At 62.8% G+C, this 17,300-nt stretch carries 16 protein-coding genes and 1 pseudogene; 15 read left to right on the top strand and 2 right to left on the bottom strand.

Features of this window, described 5'->3' with window-relative positions:
- Nucleotides 1-8 precede the first annotated feature (8 nt).
- Nucleotides 9-629, top strand: a complete 621-nt coding sequence (ruvA, locus tag NKH71_RS07450) for a Holliday junction branch migration protein RuvA (protein ID WP_023719613.1) — start codon at nt 9-11, stop codon at nt 627-629.
- A 40-nt stretch (nt 630-669) separates the two neighbouring features.
- Nucleotides 670-744 (top strand): annotated as a pseudogene (locus NKH71_RS33410) (AbrB/MazE/SpoVT family DNA-binding domain-containing protein); the annotation flags it as partial.
- Nucleotides 745-747: 3 nt separating this feature from the next.
- On the opposite strand, the gene NKH71_RS33405 reads toward NKH71_RS33410, so the two are convergent.
- On the bottom strand, nt 748-1,002 hold the full coding sequence (locus NKH71_RS33405; RefSeq protein WP_348633225.1) for a hypothetical protein: 255 nt from the start codon (nt 1,000-1,002) through the stop codon (nt 748-750).
- Here NKH71_RS33405 and ruvB point away from each other — a divergent pair.
- The 11 genes from ruvB (at nt 1,001) to ftsH (ending at nt 12,598) form a co-directional block, all read left to right on the top strand.
- On the top strand, nt 1,001-2,041 hold the full coding sequence (ruvB, locus tag NKH71_RS07440) for a Holliday junction branch migration DNA helicase RuvB (protein WP_023719611.1): 1,041 nt from the start codon (nt 1,001-1,003) through the stop codon (nt 2,039-2,041). The two genes, NKH71_RS33405 and ruvB, sit on opposite strands and share 2 nt — an antisense overlap.
- A gap of 125 nt (nt 2,042-2,166) precedes the next feature.
- Complete coding sequence (ybgC, locus tag NKH71_RS07435; protein ID WP_023719610.1) at nt 2,167-2,637, top strand: tol-pal system-associated acyl-CoA thioesterase; 471 nt, start codon at nt 2,167-2,169, stop codon at nt 2,635-2,637.
- Between the two features lie 296 nt (nt 2,638-2,933).
- Nucleotides 2,934-3,644: a protein TolQ gene (gene tolQ, locus NKH71_RS07430; RefSeq protein WP_023719609.1), complete on the top strand. Its 711-nt coding sequence runs from the start codon at nt 2,934-2,936 to the stop codon at nt 3,642-3,644.
- A 9-nt stretch (nt 3,645-3,653) separates the two neighbouring features.
- Nucleotides 3,654-4,112, top strand: a complete 459-nt coding sequence (locus NKH71_RS07425) for an ExbD/TolR family protein (RefSeq protein ID WP_352494160.1) — start codon at nt 3,654-3,656, stop codon at nt 4,110-4,112.
- Between the two features lie 8 nt (nt 4,113-4,120).
- Nucleotides 4,121-5,278 (top strand): cell envelope integrity protein TolA, encoded by a 1,158-nt coding sequence (gene tolA, locus NKH71_RS07420; protein WP_352494161.1) that lies wholly within the window; start codon nt 4,121-4,123, stop codon nt 5,276-5,278.
- Nucleotides 5,279-5,358: 80 nt separating this feature from the next.
- Entirely contained in the window at nt 5,359-6,630 is a 1,272-nt protein-coding gene (gene tolB, locus NKH71_RS07415) for a Tol-Pal system beta propeller repeat protein TolB (protein WP_502900346.1), read from the top strand.
- A gap of 44 nt (nt 6,631-6,674) precedes the next feature.
- On the top strand, nt 6,675-7,052 hold the full coding sequence (locus tag NKH71_RS07410; RefSeq protein ID WP_352480916.1) for a four helix bundle protein: 378 nt from the start codon (nt 6,675-6,677) through the stop codon (nt 7,050-7,052).
- A 231-nt stretch (nt 7,053-7,283) separates the two neighbouring features.
- Entirely contained in the window at nt 7,284-7,790 is a 507-nt protein-coding gene (pal, locus tag NKH71_RS07405; protein ID WP_352480915.1) for a peptidoglycan-associated lipoprotein Pal, read from the top strand.
- Between the two features lie 187 nt (nt 7,791-7,977).
- Nucleotides 7,978-9,087 carry a tol-pal system protein YbgF gene (ybgF, locus tag NKH71_RS07400; protein WP_023719604.1) on the top strand — a complete coding sequence of 370 codons (1,110 nt, stop codon included), beginning with the start codon at nt 7,978-7,980 and terminating at the stop codon, nt 9,085-9,087.
- A gap of 54 nt (nt 9,088-9,141) precedes the next feature.
- Nucleotides 9,142-10,566, top strand: coding sequence for a tRNA lysidine(34) synthetase TilS (gene tilS, locus NKH71_RS07395; protein WP_352787893.1), 1,425 nt, complete (start codon nt 9,142-9,144; stop codon nt 10,564-10,566).
- Between the two features lie 106 nt (nt 10,567-10,672).
- A complete protein-coding gene (ftsH, locus tag NKH71_RS07390; protein WP_023677989.1) occupies nt 10,673-12,598 on the top strand; it encodes an ATP-dependent zinc metalloprotease FtsH in 1,926 nt (641 codons plus the stop codon).
- A 596-nt stretch (nt 12,599-13,194) separates the two neighbouring features.
- Here ftsH and NKH71_RS07385 read toward each other — a convergent pair.
- Nucleotides 13,195-13,860 (bottom strand): hypothetical protein, encoded by a 666-nt coding sequence (locus NKH71_RS07385; protein ID WP_502896311.1) that lies wholly within the window; start codon nt 13,858-13,860, stop codon nt 13,195-13,197.
- 874 nt (nt 13,861-14,734) lie between these two features.
- On the opposite strand from NKH71_RS07385, the gene glmM reads away from it, so the two are divergent.
- Complete coding sequence (glmM, locus tag NKH71_RS07380; RefSeq protein WP_352494163.1) at nt 14,735-16,087, top strand: phosphoglucosamine mutase; 1,353 nt, start codon at nt 14,735-14,737, stop codon at nt 16,085-16,087.
- Nucleotides 16,088-16,313: 226 nt separating this feature from the next.
- Nucleotides 16,314-17,156: an outer membrane protein gene (locus NKH71_RS07375; RefSeq protein WP_352640148.1), complete on the top strand. Its 843-nt coding sequence runs from the start codon at nt 16,314-16,316 to the stop codon at nt 17,154-17,156.
- The last annotated feature ends 144 nt before the right edge of the window (nt 17,157-17,300 follow it).

Raw genomic sequence — 17,300 nt, 5'->3', positions numbered from 1 at the left:
AAGCTCAAATGATCGGCAAGCTAAAAGGCACGCTGGACGAGATCGACGAGGATTTCTGCATCGTCGACGTGCATGGCGTCGGCTATGTCGCCTATTGCTCGGCGCGCACGCTTGCCGCATTGCCGCCGCCCGGCGAGGCGGTGATATTGTTCATCGAGACCTATGTGCGCGAGGATATGCTGCGGCTCTATGGGTTCCAGTCGGTGCTGGAGCGCGAATGGTTCCGGTTGTTGATGAACAATGTGCAGGGCGTCGGCGCCAAGGTGGCGCTGGCAATCCTGTCGACGCTGGCGCCGGCCGACCTCGCCAATGCGATTGCGTTGCGCGATATCGCCATGGTCAGCCGCGCGCCGGGCGTCGGCAAGAAGGTGGCGGAGCGCATCGTCACCGAGTTGAAGAACAAGGCGCCGGCCTATGCAGGTGCTGCCTCCGGCACCATCGGCCTGAAGCAGGAGCTCGGCGAAGGCGTTGCTTCGGCGCCGATCACCGACGCAGTCTCGGCGCTGGTCAATCTCGGCTATTCTCGCGACACTGCCGCCAACGCAGTGGCGGCGGCGTTGAAGACGGCCGGCGAGGAAGCGGACGCGTCGAAGCTGATCCGCTTCGGGCTGAAGGAGCTGGCACGGTGAGATGTTGCCCGACAAATAAATTCCGACTAGGAACAAGAGCATGGTCGGATATGCGGGCTTGACCTCCAGGGGGCAGCTTACGATTCCAAAGAAAGTCCGGAACGAGTTGTCGCTCAAGTCAGGCGATACTGTTGCCTGGACGGTCGTGGATGGTCTCCTGATAGGAACGCCGCGCAATCTCGAATTTGCCGACCTCGCTGGATTTCTGGGTGATCCACCTAACGGGCCCGCTACGCTGGAACAGATCGACGCGGTGGTAAGGGATGCAGTGGGCCGCCAGGTTGTTGGCGAGCAGCAAGACGCCGAACGAGAGGGTGCCGGGTGACGTTAATCCGTGTCGATACGAACTTTTTCCTTCGAGCGGTATGCGCATGAGCCTTTCGCCACGCCTCATTGCTCCCGACAAACGCGGCGAGGACGCCGAGCAGACCTTGCGGCCGCAGACGCTCGGCGACTTCGTCGGCCAGGCGGCGGTGCGGGCCAATCTCAAAGTGTTCATCGAGGCCGCCAAGGGCCGCAGCGAAGCGCTCGATCATGTGCTGTTCGTCGGCCCGCCCGGCCTCGGCAAGACGACGCTGGCGCAGATCATGGCGCGCGAGCTCGGCGTCAATTTCCGCTCGACCTCGGGTCCGGTCATCGCCAAGGCCGGGGATCTCGCGGCGCTGCTCACCAACCTCGAAGACCGCGACGTGCTGTTCATCGACGAGATCCACCGGCTCAACCCGGCGGTCGAGGAAATCCTCTATCCGGCGATGGAGGATTTCCAGCTCGACCTGATCATCGGCGAGGGGCCTGCGGCGCGCTCGGTCAAGATCGACCTGGCCCGCTTCACGCTAGTCGCCGCCACCACCCGGCTCGGCCTGTTGACCAACCCGCTGCGCGACCGCTTCGGCATTCCGGTGCGGCTCAATTTCTATTCCGTCGAGGAACTCGAGCAGATCGTGCGGCGCGGCGCCCGCATCCTTGCCATGCCGCTCGGTGACGACGGTGCTTTGGAGATCGCCCGGCGGGCGCGCGGCACGCCGCGCATCGCGGGCCGGCTGTTGCGCCGGGTGCGCGACTTCGCCAGCGTTGCGGGCGACGGCCATGTCGACCGCAAGATCGCCGACGAGGCGCTGACGCGGCTGGAGGTCGACGGGCTCGGCCTCGACGCGCTCGACCGCCGCTATTTGTCGATGATCGCCCGGAATTTCGGCGGCGGGCCGGTCGGCATCGAAACCATCGCCGCTGGGCTTTCCGAGCCGCGCGATGCCATCGAGGACATCATCGAACCCTTTCTGATCCAGCAAGGCTTTATCATGCGCACTCCGCGCGGCCGCGTGCTGGCGGCCAATGCCTGGCGGCATCTCGGCCTCGACGCGCCGAAGGACCTGGCGCAGCAGCAGATCAGCCTATTCCAGGAAGAGCCGTAAGTTCCGCTGCTTATGGCTTCGGTGCTGGCAGTTCCCGGCCCCGCCCTCCAGGTCTTGATCATCGCCGGTCTATGCGCAAAACAGGTGTTGCTTAAAACAGGGCCCGTCGGGCCAAAAGGACAGCAATGGACGATCACCGTGAATCGGCATTGTCCGCCGGGCTTTCCGGCGCGCTGACGGAATTCGGCCATCGATTGATGGCGCGGGTCTATTATGCAGACACCGATTTTTCCGGCGTCGTCTACCACGCGCGCTATCTCGAGTTCTTCGAGCGCGGCCGTTCCGATTATCTGCGCTTGGCCGGCGTCCACCACACCGAGCTTGCCGAGGGCAAACATGGCGAGAAAATAGTCTGGGTGGTGCGGCGCATGGAAATCGATTTCCGCGGTTCGGCCCGCATGGACGACATCCTGACCATCGATACGCGCACCGACGAGATTTCCGGTGCGCGGATCGTCATGGCGCAGCAATTGAAGCGCGGCAGCGAAGTGCTGGTCGAGGCGCGGGTCGAAGCGGCGATCGTCGGCGACAACGGACGGCCGCGGCGCTTTCCCAAGGACTGGATCGCAGCTTTCATGCCAAGAACGCGCAAATAAAGATTCAGAGGCGGACGATCCCGGAACTTCCGGTCCACGCCAGAATCGCCGGGCGACCTATCAGGGCGCGGCAATGCGCCGCGCTGTACGTCCTAACCCATCCTTAACCATAACGGTCCATGAAGGGATTGGTTAAGATTGGAAGAATCCAAGCGCCTTCCTTTCACCAATATTTGCCCCGAAAAGGCCGCCAACGGTGCATTTGGGGTTATTCCGCCAGCCTAACGCGAACGGACCACAAGGGATGCCCATGGGCCAGCCGCCAGCCACGCCCGGAAAATCTTTAAGGACGTAACATGGAAAACATCGCTCTCGCCGAACCGGGCGCGCATTTATCGATTTGGGCCTTGTTCATGCAGGCCGGTTGGGTGGTCAAGCTGGTCATGATCGGCTTGCTCTGCGCCTCGATCTGGACCTGGGCGATCATCGTCGACAAGCTCGTCGCCTATGCCCGCATGCGGCTGGCGCTCAACCGCTTCGAACAGGTGTTCTGGTCGGGACAGTCGCTGGAAGAACTTTACCGCACGCTCGCCGACCGCAAGACGACCGGCATGAGCGCGATCTTCGTCGCCGCCATGCGCGAATGGAAGAAGAGCTTCGAGAAGGGCGCGAAATCGCCGCTCGGCCTGCAGACCCGCATCGACAAGGCCATGGATCTGGCGCTGACCCGCGAGATGGAAAAGCTGGAAGGGCGGCTCGGCTTTCTCGCCACCACCGGCTCGGCGGCGCCCTTTATCGGCCTGTTCGGCACGGTTATCGGCATCATGACCTCGTTCCAGGCGATCGCCGCGTCGAAGAACACCAGCCTGTCGGTGGTCGCGCCCGGCATCGCCGAGGCGCTGCTGGCGACGGCCATCGGCCTGCTCGCCGCCATCCCTGCCGTCATCGCCTACAACAAGCTGTCGTCCGACGCGAGCAAGATCGCGGTGCGCATGGAAGGGTTCGCGGATGAGTTCTCCGCCATACTCTCGCGCCAAATCGATGAAAAAGTCGTGCAGAAGGCCTGAGGAACGATCATGGGAATGTCCGTAAGCGCAGGTGGCGGAGGACGCGGCGGGCGCGGCCACAGGCGGCGCGGCCGCCATCACGCCCTGATATCGGAGATCAACGTCACGCCGATGGTCGACGTGATGCTGGTGCTGCTGATCATCTTCATGGTCGCGGCGCCGTTGCTGACGGTCGGCGTTCCGGTCGATCTGCCGGAAACTCAGGCCAAGCCGATTGCGGCCGACACGCAACCGATTACCCTATCAATCAATGCCGCCGGCCAGATTTTCATTCAGGAAACCGAGATCCCGATCGAGGAACTGGTGGCAAAGCTGCAGGCGATTTCGAAGACCGGCTATGACGAGCGCATTTTCGTTCGCGCCGACAAGGCAACCAATTATGGAGCGGCTCTGAAGGTCATGGGCTATGTCCAAGCCGCTGGCTACAAGAACATGAGTCTCCTGTCACTGCAGGAACAGGATCAGTAGACAAGAACATGCGGACCGGCCTCACCACATCGGTGATCTTGCATACGGTGGCGCTGGCCTTCGGCCTGTTCACGTTGTCCTCGCCGCCCGCGATGCCCGCGTCTGATGCGGAATCGGTGTCGGTCGAGATCGTGCCGATGGAAGCGACGGCACAGATCCTGCAAGGCGACAAGAAGGCTGTGATGCACGACAAGCCGGCGCCGGTGCCGACGCAGCGTCCCGACATCGTTCCCGACGCCCAGAAAGTCGGCGATAACAGCGTCGACACCGACAAGCCGCCGACACCTGAGCCCAAGCCCCAGCCAGTCGACATGACGGCGGCCCCGCCACCCGCGCCGACGCCGGTCGAAAAGCCCAAGCCCGAGGACGTGCCGAAGCCGAAGGAAGAGCCGAAGCCAATTCCCGCTACGGAGGTAGCGCCGGTGCCGCAGCCGAAGGAAGAGGTCAAGCCAGAACCGGTCAAGCAGACCGAGCCCAAGCCGACGCCGGCCAAGGAGCCGACGCCCACGCCGCCGCAGGACAAGACCGCCGCGATCGATCCACAGCCCGAGGTCAAGCCGGACGCCGTCGCCGAGGCGATTGCCAAGGAACCGCCAACCGAGGAGGCGCAGCTTCCCGACTCGGCCCCCGCGCCTGAGGCTCGGCCGAAGCCGCAGCCGGTCCAGGCCGAAAGCGCCAAGGCGCCGGAGCGCAAGGATGCCGACAAGCCGGTCAAGGAAGCCTCATCCAAGCCGAAATCGGACGACAAGCAATTCAACGCCGACGAGATTTCGGCTCTGCTCGACAAGCGGAAGCCGGCCGGTGGCGGCGCCAAGCGCTCGACCCAACAGTCTTCGCTCGGCGGCGACAAGGATCAGGGCCAGAAGCTCTCCAAATCGGAGATGGGAACCCTGGAAAATCAGCTTCAAGGATGCTGGACCCTGCCAGTCGGAGTGGAAGGCGCGGAGGATCTCGTCGCCGTGGTCCGCTTCAATCTTGACGCGTCGGGCAAGCTGGATGGCCGGCCTACTGTCGAAAAGTCGAGCGGAAACCGCCCGTTTGACGAAAGTGCCGTTCGCGCGGTTCAGAAATGCGACATGGCTGGCTTGCAGGTTCCCGCAGGCAAGCAGGACATCTGGTCCGACATCCAGGTCACTTTCGATCCGAGGGAGATGCTGGGCCTCTAGGCCGGCGCCCCCATAGAATCCTTGAAGAGAAGCGAGAAGACATGAAATCCATTCTCAAGCCGCTCCTGGCGATCGCAGCGATGGCGCTGGGCATGACCGTTGCTGCCACCCTGCCGGCGCGAGCGCTCGTTGAGCTCAACGTCAACAAGGGCAATGTCGAGCCGTTGCCGATCGCCATCACCGATTTCCAGGGCGGCGATGCGCTCGGCGCCGAGATTTCCGACATCGTCAGTGCCGACCTGAAACGCTCCGGCCTGTTCGCGCCGATCGACAAAAGCGCCTTCATCGAAAAGATCTCGAACCCTGATGCGACGCCGCGCTTCGAAGACTGGAAGGTGATCAATGCGCAGGCGCTGGTTACCGGCAGTGTCGGCAAGGAGGCTGACGGCCGTGTCCGCGCCCAGTACCGGCTGTGGGACACCTTTGCCGGCCAGCAGATGTCGGGCGAACAGTTCTTCGCCAACGACGCCAATACCAGGCGCGTCGCCCACATCATCGCCGACGCCATCTACGAACGGCTGACCGGCGAGAAGGGCTATTTCGACACGCGCGTCGTCTTCATCGACGAGTCCGGTGCCAAGAATGCGCGCAAGAAGCGGCTTGCCATCATGGACCAGGACGGCGCCAACGTCCGCTATCTCTCGAACGGCAAGTCGATCGTGCTGACGCCGCGCTTCTCGCCGAACCGGCAGGAAATCACCTATATGTCCTACGAGAGCGGTCAGCCGCGGGTGTACCTGCTGCAGATCGAGACGGGGCAGCGCGAGCTGGTCGGCAATTTCCCCGGCATGACGTTTGCGCCGCGCTTTTCGCCGGACGGCCAGAAAGTAATCATGAGCCTTCTGCGCGACGACGGAAATTCCAACATCTTCGCCATGGACCTGAGAAGCCGCTCGACGACCAGGCTTACCAATTCGACCGCCATCGATACCTCACCGTCCTACTCGCCCGACGGCAGCAAGGTGGTGTTCACCTCGGACCGCGGCGGCCGGGCGCAGATCTATGTGATGGGCGCCGACGGCTCGGGCCAGACCCGCATCTCGTTCGGCGACGGCGTCTATTCGACGCCGGTGTGGTCGCCGCGCGGCGATCTCATCGCCTTCACCAAGCAGACCGGCGGCGAATTCCAGATCGGCGTCATGCGCACCGACGGTTCGGGTGAGCGCATCCTGTCCACCGGCTTTCAGCAGGAAGGGCCGACCTGGGCACCCAACGGCCGGGTGGTGATGTTCTTCCGCGATTCCAATGGCGGACCAAAACTTGTGTCGGTCGACCTCACCGGCCGCAACGAACAGTCGATCCCGACAGCGAACTTCGCCTCGGATCCGGCCTGGTCGCCGCTGCTCGAATAGAGGAACTGAGGAATTGACGAACTGACGAGTTGAAGAACTGAAGAATGGAGAAGCCAGGGGCCTACATCGAGCACGCGAGGGATTTGGAAGTCTATAAGCGCGCCTATGCGGTTTCCCTTGGGGTACACAGAGCCACGCTTGCTTTTCCGAAAATGGAGCAATACGCGCTCGCCGATCAACTACGTCGTTCCAGCAAGGCGATCTGCGCCAATTTGGCTGAGGGTTTTGCCAAACAGACCCGCTCCAAGCCCGAATTCGCACGCTTCATTTCGATGGCCATAGGGTCATGCAGTGAAGTGGAGACGTGGATTTCGTATGCGTTCGACCTCGAGTATATCACACAGGTGCAACGCGACGACTGGTTGCAATCCTATGCCCGCATCTACGGAATGCTGGTCAATCTCAGAGAGAAGCTGAGGTGATCTCTTTCCTCAATTCCTCAACCCTTCAATTCTTCAATTCCCTCTTTTTCATGTTTTGGCCGCATTTCCGCCTACGGTCCGCGCTCATTGTCGCCCTTGAGTAGCCCTCGGCAGAACGGTTGTGGACGGCAGCCGAAACCAAATTTTAACCGTGTTTCTTGAGCGCCGGTTAACCCAAACGTGGTTACTGGACGATCAATGAAATCACTCGAATTGCGAAGGAGAGGCGGCATGGGCCGTATCGCAGCACTTACCACAAACCCGGTCATGATCGCGCTGGTCGCGATGCTCGCGATCACCGGTTGCGCCTCGAAGAAGACGCCAAACAGCGCCGCCGATCTCGGCCTCAACGGCGCTGGTGCGGCAACGCCCGGGTCAGCCCAGGACTTTACCGTCAACATCGGCGACCGCATCTTCTTCGACACCGATTCGTCGTCGATCCGCGCCGATGCGCAGACGACGCTGGCGCGCCAGGCACAGTGGCTGAACCAGTACAAGCAGTATGCCATCGTCATCGAAGGCCATGCCGACGAGCGCGGCACGCGCGAATACAATCTGGCGCTCGGCGCCCGCCGTGCTGCCGCCACCCGCGACTTCCTGGTCGCCAAGGGCGTTTCGGCGCAGCGCCTGAAGACCATTTCCTATGGCAAGGAGCGTCCGGTCGCGGTTTGCGACGACATCTCCTGCTGGTCGCAGAACCGCCGCGCCGTAACCACCCTGGGCGGCGCCGGCTCCTGATCGGCATAAATGCAACACTTGGTGCGAAAGGCGGCCAAAGGGCCGCCTTTTTCATATCTGCCCGCTCCAAACAAAATTTGGCCGAAGTCTCACGTCCTGTTAAGAGCCGAGAGCGTCTGGCTAGTCCCAGTTGGCTGGTCTACTTCGAGTGAGAGGCGCGCAACAACGGTTTCACGGCGAGAGGCACATGCATTTCAGATCGGTCTTGAGCGGCACGCTTGCGCTGCTGCTCGTATCAAGTATCGCGGCACTTGCTGACGGGGCAAGCGGCACCGAGCAGTCATCGGAAAGCGGCTTTTCCTTCCATCTGCCGACGATCAAACTGCCCGGCATTTTCGGTGAAAAGAAAAAGCCGGATCAGGTTCAACTCGCGCAACAGGATGGCACCGGCACTCCGGCGCTGGAGGAACAGCTCCGGCAGATGAACGGCAAGATCGAGGAACTCAACTTCCAGGTCCTGCAGATGCAGGAGCAGATCCGCAAGCAGCAGGAAGACAACGAATTCCGCTTCCAGCAGTTGGAAGGCGGTCCGCAAGGCGCGCAGCAGCCGGCCGAGCAGAAGAAGTCCGAGGCGGCGCCCAACAGCGACAACCCCAACGGCGACAGTAACGTGGCGGAGGCGCCTGCAACGCAGGCTCCGGCCGCTGCCGACACGCCGCCAGCCGGCGACAAGAGCGTCGAGGACGTCATCGTCGAATCGCCCAACGGCGATCCCGGCAAGCTGATCCCCGGCGCGCCGCCCAAGACGTTCGGCACCATCACCGTCGACAAAAACGGCAATGTCGTCGAAGCCGATGGCAATGCGCAGGCGAACGCGCCGGAGCAGAATACGGCCCCAGCCAACGGCGCCAACGCAGCCGGCAACAAGGCCGGCAAATCCGACGATACGGTGGTCGCGGCACTCCCCTCGACCAACGACCCGGAGGAGCTTTACCGCAACTCTTACCAGTTCATCCTGTCGGGCGACTACAGCACCGCCGAACAGGGCTTCCGCGACCATATCGCTCGGTTTCCCCGGGACGCCAAAGCGGCGGACGCGCATTACTGGCTCGGTGAATCGCTGCTCGGCCAGCAGAAATACCGCGATGCGGCCGAGACTTTCCTCGCAGCCAGCAAGGACTATCCCAAGGCCAAGAAAGCGCCAGACATGCTGCTGAAGCTCGGCGTCTCACTGGTCGGGCTGAAGCAGCGCGACGTGGCCTGTGCCACCTTCAGCGAGATCGGCAAGCGCTACCCCGATATTTCCGGCGCGCTCAAGGAGCGGGTCAAGCAGGAAAGGGCACTCGCGGCGTGCTAGTTTTTCTGTTGCACGTCGTTGCCCCAAAACCGGGCCCACTTTTGGGCGACATGCATGACGCTCGACACCGAGCCTGATCTTTCGGATTTTTCGCGGATCGACTTTTCCAACGGCGCTGTTGTGGCCGTGTCCGGCGGCAGCGACTCGACCGCCCTTCTCCTCCTCCTCCTCAAAGCCCATCTCGACCGTACCGCACCGGCAACGAAATTGCTGGCGGTGACGATCGATCACCAATTGCGGCCGCAAGCGGCAGCGGAAGCGCAAGCCGTGGCCAGGCTGTGCGCGGCGCGCGGCATTGCCCATCGCATCGTCGTCTGGTCGGGGCACAAACCAGCGACCGGCCTGCCCGCCGCCGCGCGCGAAGCCCGATACCGGCTGCTCGCCGAGGCCGCCGAAGCGGCAGGCGTCGGGCTGATCCTGACCGGCCACACCGCCGACGACCAGGCCGAGACCGTGCTGATGCGGCAAGCGCGTGACGAGGTGCCAAGTGAGGAGAGGCCGCGGGGCCTTGCCGGCATGGCGCCGGCAACCCTCTACGACTGGCGGTACTGGATCGTGCGGCCGCTGCTCGGCGTGCGGCGTGCGGCGCTGCGCGAATTCCTCCGGCGCGAACAGGTCGCTTGGGTCGAGGACCCGACCAATGCCGACACTGCTTTCGAGCGCCCGCGCGTCCGCGCAGCACTTGTTGAAGGCGACGATGCGCTTCGCATGGCTGAAACGATGGCGCTGGCCAGAAAGGCGGCGGTCGAGCGTGAGCAGTTAGGACAGCGCGCGGCCATGCTGATCCGCGGCTTGGCCTCCAGGCCGGCCGCCGGCCTCGTCCGCCTCGATCAGGATTTTGCGACGGTCGCCGACCGCCGGGCGGCTATTTATGCGCTGCGCATCCTGCTGGCGGCGACCGGCGGTACCGCCTTCCTTCCCGACCAGGCCCGCGGCGAAGCCCTTTTCGGCCGGCTCCGGGCCGGGCCGCTTTGTGCCACATTGTCGCGGAGCGTGGTCGATGCCCGGCGTACCGGCATCTTTCTGCATCGTGAGTTGCGCGATCTGCCGCCCGCTGTTGCGGTTTCCGACAATGCCCTTTGGGACGGCCGCAGACGGATCACATTGAGCGACAGTTCAGGTGCATTGTTGATCGCGCCGCTGTTGGTTGCCCCGCTCGGGGTGGCTCTTGCCGCAAAGCGGGCAATTGCCGGGCATGGCACGCCGGCAAGCCTTGTGCGTGCCGCCTTGGCCGCCGAACCAGCGCTATGGCGGGATGGCGAGTGCCTTGGTCTGCCTGGGCAAGGCCCGGGTTTGCCTGAGGAAAGCCCGATGCCGGCGGCGGTCGCCGCATATCCGGCAGTCGCGCCCTTCGCCCGTTTCCTGCCGTCCTTCGATCTGGCGCCGGCCGATGCCGTCGCCGCGTTGCTTGGCGCGGCGCCGGTTCCAGCCGCGCCATTCGGCGGCCACAGTGCCGGCCTACCACGGGCGAAAGCTTAACCGAGACCTGCTGTTATGCTTGGCAAGGGGAGACGCTCTCCCTATGTTAGGGCCAAGTTTCCTCTCACGACGTGCGTCCGCCCAGCGGGCGCCAACGGGACAATTGATGAATCCAAATTATCGCAACCTCGCGCTCTGGGCGATCATAGCGGTCCTGCTCATCGCTCTCTTCAATCTTTTCCAGACGCCGCAGACGCGTGGAGCCTCGAGCGATGTCCCCTATTCGCAGTTCCTACAGGAGGTCGCGGCGGGACGGATCAAGTCGGTGACCATCGCCGGCGCCCGTATCTCCGGCAACTACACGGACAGCTCCAACGGCTTCCAGACCTATTCGCCTGGGGACCCGTCGCTGGTTTCGCGGTTGCAGGACAAGAACGTCACCATTAATGCGCGTCCTGAATCCGACGGCTCCAATTCGCTGTTCGGCACCCTGATCTCCTGGCTGCCGATGATCCTCATCCTCGGCGTCTGGATATTCTTCATGCGCCAGATGCAGTCCGGTTCCGGCCGCGCCATGGGCTTCGGCAAGTCGAAGGCGAAGCTGTTGACCGAAGCGCATGGCCGCGTCACCTTCCAGGACGTCGCCGGCGTCGACGAAGCCAAGGAAGATCTGGAAGAGATCGTCGAGTTCCTGCGCGACCCGCAGAAATTCCAGCGGCTCGGCGGCAAGATCCCGCGCGGCGTGCTGCTCGTCGGTCCTCCCGGAACCGGCAAGACGCTGCTCGCCCGCTCGGTCGCCGGTGAAGCCAACGTGCCGTTCTTCACCATTTCCGGCTCGGACTTCGTCGAGATGTTCGTCGGCGTCGGCGCAAGCCGCGTCCGCGACATGTTCGACCAGGCCAAGAAGAACGCCCCTTGCATCATCTTCATCGACGAAATCGACGCCGTCGGCCGCCATCGCGGTGCCGGCCTCGGCGGCGGCAATGACGAGCGCGAGCAGACGCTGAACCAGCTGCTGGTCGAGATGGATGGCTTCGAATCCAACGAAAGCATCATCCTGATCGCCGCCACCAACCGGCCCGACGTGCTCGATCCGGCGCTGCTCAGGCCGGGCCGCTTCGATCGCCAGGTGGTGGTGCCGAATCCCGACATCGTCGGCCGCGAGAAGATCCTGAAGGTGCATGTGCGCAACGTGCCGCTGGCGCCCAATGTCGACCTCAAGGTGATCGCACGCGGCACGCCGGGCTTTTCCGGCGCCGACCTGATGAACCTGGTCAACGAGTCCGCCCTGATGGCGGCGCGGCGCAACAAACGCCTCGTCACCATGGCCGAATTCGAGGACGCCAAGGACAAGATCATGATGGGCGCCGAGCGCCGCTCGTCGGCGATGACGCAGGCTGAGAAGGAGCTGACAGCCTATCACGAGGCCGGCCACGCCATCCTGGCGCTCAATGTGCCGTCGGCCGATCCGCTGCACAAGGCGACCATCATCCCGCGCGGCCGGGCACTCGGCATGGTCATGCAGCTGCCGGAAGGCGACCGCTATTCGATGAGCTACAAATACATGATCTCGCGCCTCGCCATCATGATGGGCGGCCGTGTCGCCGAGGAGTTCAAGTTCGGCAAGGAGAACATCACCTCAGGCGCCTCTTCCGATATCGAGCAGGCGACCAAGCTGGCGCGCGCCATGGTGACGCGCTGGGGCTTCTCCGACAAGCTCGGCCATGTCGCCTATGGCGACAACCAGGAGGAGGTGTTCCTCGGCCATTCGGTGGCGCGCACGCAGAATATCTCGGAAGAGACGGCGCAGATCATCGACGCCGAAGTGCGCCGGCTGATCGACGAGGCCTATTCGACGGCAAGGTCCATCCTGACCAAGAAGAAGAAGGAATGGATCGCGCTGGCGCAAGGCCTGCTCGAATACGAGACGCTGTCCGGCGAGGAGATCAAGCAGCTGATCGCCGGCAATAAGCCCGCACGCGACCTCGGCGACGACACACCGCCGAGCCGCGGCTCGGCCGTGCCGAAGTCCGGCCGCCGCAAGAAGGGCCCCGAGCCCGAAGGCGGTATGGAACCCCAGCCGTCAAGCTAGGCTCCGGCCCAGGAGAGATCGACTTCGAAACGCCGCGGCTCTGACCGCGGCGTTTTTCTTTGGGGAATGCGACCCTTCCTGCATCGCTGGAAATTGGCGAAAGTGACGATGACGGCCAATCTCCCCCCTCGCGGGGGAGATGTCCGGCAGGACAGAGAGGGGCGCGAAGGAACGCGGCCTTCTATCGTCCTCGTTGACGACTTCGGGAAGATCGACAAGGCGCGCCGGTGAAGGAAATTCGCAGTTTTTTGCCGACGGCGCCACATTTTGTTCTTGCTTTGTCCCGGCAGCTATGCTACTAATTTGCGTATGGTGCCAATTGGCTCCAACGACCCGCCCGCCGAGGCGGGTTTTTTGTTTCAGGCTCCTTCGACCAAACGTGGCGCGTGCTGCCGACCATCGATGTCGGCGGGACAGCGCCCCTCTCTGTCCTGCCGGGTCCTGCCGGACATCTCCCCCACGAGGGGGGAGATCGCTAGAGCGGCGGCCGACTGCGCGCGGATGCCGCCTCTTCGGAACGCGCGGCAGCATGCAGCAACAAAAAAGCCCGCGAACCTTGCGGCTCGCGGGCTCATGTCGTCGGATGATGGCGCTGGTCAGCTCTTCAGCTTGGCGTTGCAGAGGCTGTAGAAGCCGCCGCCCTTCTGGATCCACCTGAGGCCGCCCAGCGTGTTGGCGTCCTTGTTGGCGTAATACAGGTCGAGGCAGGTGTGCATGCGGCCCTTGGCCGGGGTCTCGGTAGCGTATTTCTTGGAGATCGCCGTCGGGAATTTCACGCCCTGGGGGGCGGTGATGGTCGGCGCTTGCGGATCGCCGGTGTACTTCGCATCGGGAGCCGGCAGGGTGTCGTCGTCGTCGGCTGCGCCGGCGCCGCATTGGCTCTTGCGGAAGTCGTTCCACTTCATGCCGTTCAAAGTATTGCCGGACTTGGCGGCCTGATATTTGGCGCTGCAATCAGCCATGCTGAGGCCTTTGCCGGTATCGGTCGCGGCAGCTGTCGTCGCCTTGGCAGGTGCCGCGGCAGGTTGTGCCGCTGCAGTTGCGCCGGCGGCGCATTCACTCTTGCGGAAATCGTTCCATTTCATGCCGTTGAGCGTGCCGGCAGCCTTGGCGGCCTGGTATTTGGTGCTGCATTCCTTGGCCGTCAGGCCCGGCGCAGCGTCGTCGGCGGTGGCTGCCGCAGCCTTGGTCGTGGCGGCGGGTTGTGCGGCTGCCGTCGCGTCGGCGGCGCACTGGGTCTTGCGGAAATCGTTCCACTTCATGCCGTTCAGCGTGCCGGCGGCTTTTGCCGCCTGGTACTTGGTGCTGCACTCCTTCGCCGTCAGCCCAGGCGCCGCATCGTCGCCGGCGGCTGCCTTGGTGGTGTCGGCGGCCTTGGCCGTGGCTTTGGCTGGGGCGGGATCGGTCGTAGCGGCGGTGGCATCGGTGCCGCATTGGGCCTTGCGGAACTGGTTCCAGTTCTGCCCGCCAAGCGTTCCCGCATCCTTGGCCGCGTTATACTTGGTGCTGCACTCGGCCATGGTCAGCGCATTGGCAGGCGCCGCCAGGAATAAGGTCGCGACGGCAAGGCCCGTCAAAGTGGCAAGTCGATGGATGAGCATGCGTTTTCTCCCTATGGCGGTTCATGATATGTCCCAGTGCAGCAATAGCGCTCAACGGCTGGTTGCGCCAGATGCTAAGTAGCGTAGAGACAATTTAGAAGTGCATTCTTTTCTTTAAGGTGATGAATTCGTTGCCGGGACTGTTTCCCAGCCAAGTTCGTCCGGGTGCATTGCACGGAGAGCGCGCATATGGCTCGTTCCCAGCGAGTACACTGCGTCGCATGACAGCCAGTCAAATCGGCGGGTGCGACGGACCTGAGCCTATCTCTGTCTGAAGCAGCGCGATGCGGATTCGGGTTCAAGGCCACACTGTCACAAACCAAAGGATCCAGATGAGGTTTGAGGTTGACGTTTCTGATGCTGCTGCCGCAACAAGGGCTCGAAACTTGAAAATCAACACATTAGCGTGACGCAAAACACACAAGACAACAATTTTCTAAGGATTGGTCGTCCATAATCATACAATGTGATGACAGAGCTCGGCCGATTTTATGGCATGAGATGCTCGGAAAGAACCATCGGGAAGCTGGCTAGCATGGCAGGACATTATTTCGGTACGGACGGTATTCGTGGGCGCGCCAACAAGTTTCCAATGACGGCGGAGGTCGCCATGAGGGTCGGCATGGCCGCCGGCCTCTCGTTCCAGCGCGGCAGCCACCGCCACCGCGTCGTGCTCGGCAAGGATACCAGGCTTTCCGGCTACATGATCGAGAACGCGATGGTGTCGGGCCTGTGCGCCGCCGGCATGGATGTCTTCCTGCTCGGCCCGATCCCGACGCCAGCGGTTGCAATGCTGGTGCGCTCGCTGCGCGCTGATATAGGGGTGATGATCTCTGCCTCGCACAACCCCTATTACGACAATGGCATCAAGCTGTTCGGCCCCGATGGCTACAAGCTGTCCGATGAGATCGAGGAGCGTATCGAGGGGATGCTCGACAAGGATATCGAACTGGCGCTTGCCGATTCTGATGGGCTCGGCCGCGCCAAACGCGTCGACGGCGTGCATGACCGCTATATTGAATTCGCCAAGCGCACGCTGCCGCGCTCGATGTCGCTGTCGGGCCTGCGCATCGTCGTCGATTGCGCCAATGGCGCCGCCTACAAGGTGGCGCCCGACGCGCTATGGGAACTCGGCGCCGAGGTCGTTGCCATCAATGTCGAGCCCAACGGCTTCAACATCAACAAGGAATGCGGCTCGACCCATCCGGCCGGCCTGCAAAAGAAGGTGCACGAGGTGCGCGCCGATATCGGCATAGCGCTCGACGGCGATGCCGACCGCGTCGTCATTGTCGACGAGAACGGCGCGATCGTCGATGGCGACCAGATCATGGCGCTGATCGCCGAATCCTGGCACCAGAGCGGGCGGCTGGCCGGCGGCGGGGTCGTCTCGACGGTGATGTCCAATCTCGGCCTCGAACGCTTCCTCGGCGACATGAACCTGCAGTTGCATCGCACCAAGGTCGGCGACCGCTATGTCGTCGAGCACATGCGTGCCCATGGGCTCAATGTCGGCGGCGAACAGTCGGGCCACATCGTGCTGTCCGATTTCTCGACCACCGGCGACGGCCTCGTCTCGGCGCTCCAGGTGCTCGCCTGCATCAAGCGGCAGAACCGGCCGGTCAGCGAATTGTCGAAGAAGTTCGAGCCGGTGCCGCAGCTGTTGAAGAACGTGCATATTTCCGGCGGCAAGCCGCTGGAGGAGGCGCCGGTCAAGGCAGCGATCGAAGATGCGCGCCATCGCCTCGGCAAGGCCGGGCGCTTGGTCATCCGGCCATCCGGCACGGAGCCGCTCATCCGTGTCATGGCGGAGGGCGACGACCCGCAGCTTGTCGAGTCCGTGGTCAACGACATCGTCGAGGTCATTTCGGAAACGCGCAGCGCCGCCTGATCTCCCTCCAATATCAGTTCAAAAAGCCCGCCTTGCCGGCGGGCTTTTTGTTGGATCGCCTGTCAGTCCTGCAACAGCAACGGCCGCCAGAATCCTCGGATTTTAGAGATTCGTGGTTAATCGATACGGTTAAACGCCTTTTAACCTTTCCGATTCATTATCCACAACTGAGGTCAATCATATTTCGGGCGCGTTCGCCGTTCGAGGGTTCTCAGGGGTGATAAGCATGTTCAACACAGCAAGAATGGCTCTCCTGGCCGCGCTGTTTGCCGGCGTCGGGCCGGCATTCGCCGCCGATTTCGTCGAGCCGCCGGTGGTCGAGGAGGCGCCGCCACCGATCGCCTACGAGCCGCCGGCCGAGTATGGCGGCTGGTATATCCGCGGCGATATCGACTATCACTGGTCGAAGTTTCGCGGTGGCGACTATATCACCTACGGTGTAGCGCCCCAGAATCCCGGCAAGTTCGATACAGGCAAGCTGGATGGCGCCTTCTCGGCCGGCGCCGGTGTTGGTTACCAGATCGACGAGCATTTCCGTACCGATCTCACCTTGGACTGGATGAGCAAATCCAAATTCCGCGGCTCGACCAACGGCTTCTGCGGCGTATTACAAACCCCTTGCACATCCGTCGACACCTCGTCCTATTCGGCGCTGCTGCTCTTGGCCAACGCCTATGTCGATATCGGCACCTGGCATGGCGTCACACCTTATGTCGGAGCGGGCATCGGCGGCGCCTGGGTCAAGTGGGATGAACTGCACAACGTCGATGACGACGGCGAGTTCGAGCATCATGGCGGTAAGGGCTGGCGTTTTGCATATGCTGCGATGGCGGGCGCATCCTACTGCCTGACCGACCGCGTAAAGCTCGATGTCGGCTACCGCTTCAGCCACATCAACGGCGGCAAGATGTTCGAATATGCTTCGGATAGCAATGTCGGCCCAGGTTATGACCGAGGCATCAACGTGCACGAAGTGCGCGGCGGCCTGCGCTACCAGTTCGGCAGGTCGGACTGTGCTCCGCCCCCGGAGCCCTATGTTCCGGAACCCGAGCCCGTCTACACCAAGTAGTCGCTTCGAAATCGAAGAATTCGTCGACCGCCCGGCTTCTGCCGGGCGGTTTCGTTTGGCTGCCTAAAGATGCTGCGTTGCTCTGTAATACCGTCCAGCTCGAGGAGCGAAAACGGATCAAATCAATTGCTAACGCCTTGTTAT

Origin of the sequence: Mesorhizobium sp. M0983, from assembly GCF_040318975.1 — a bacterium.
Classification (GTDB): Bacteria; Pseudomonadota; Alphaproteobacteria; order Rhizobiales; family Rhizobiaceae; genus Mesorhizobium.
Note: the sequence above shows the minus strand (reverse complement) of the source record. Positions and strands in the feature narration are given on the sequence as shown.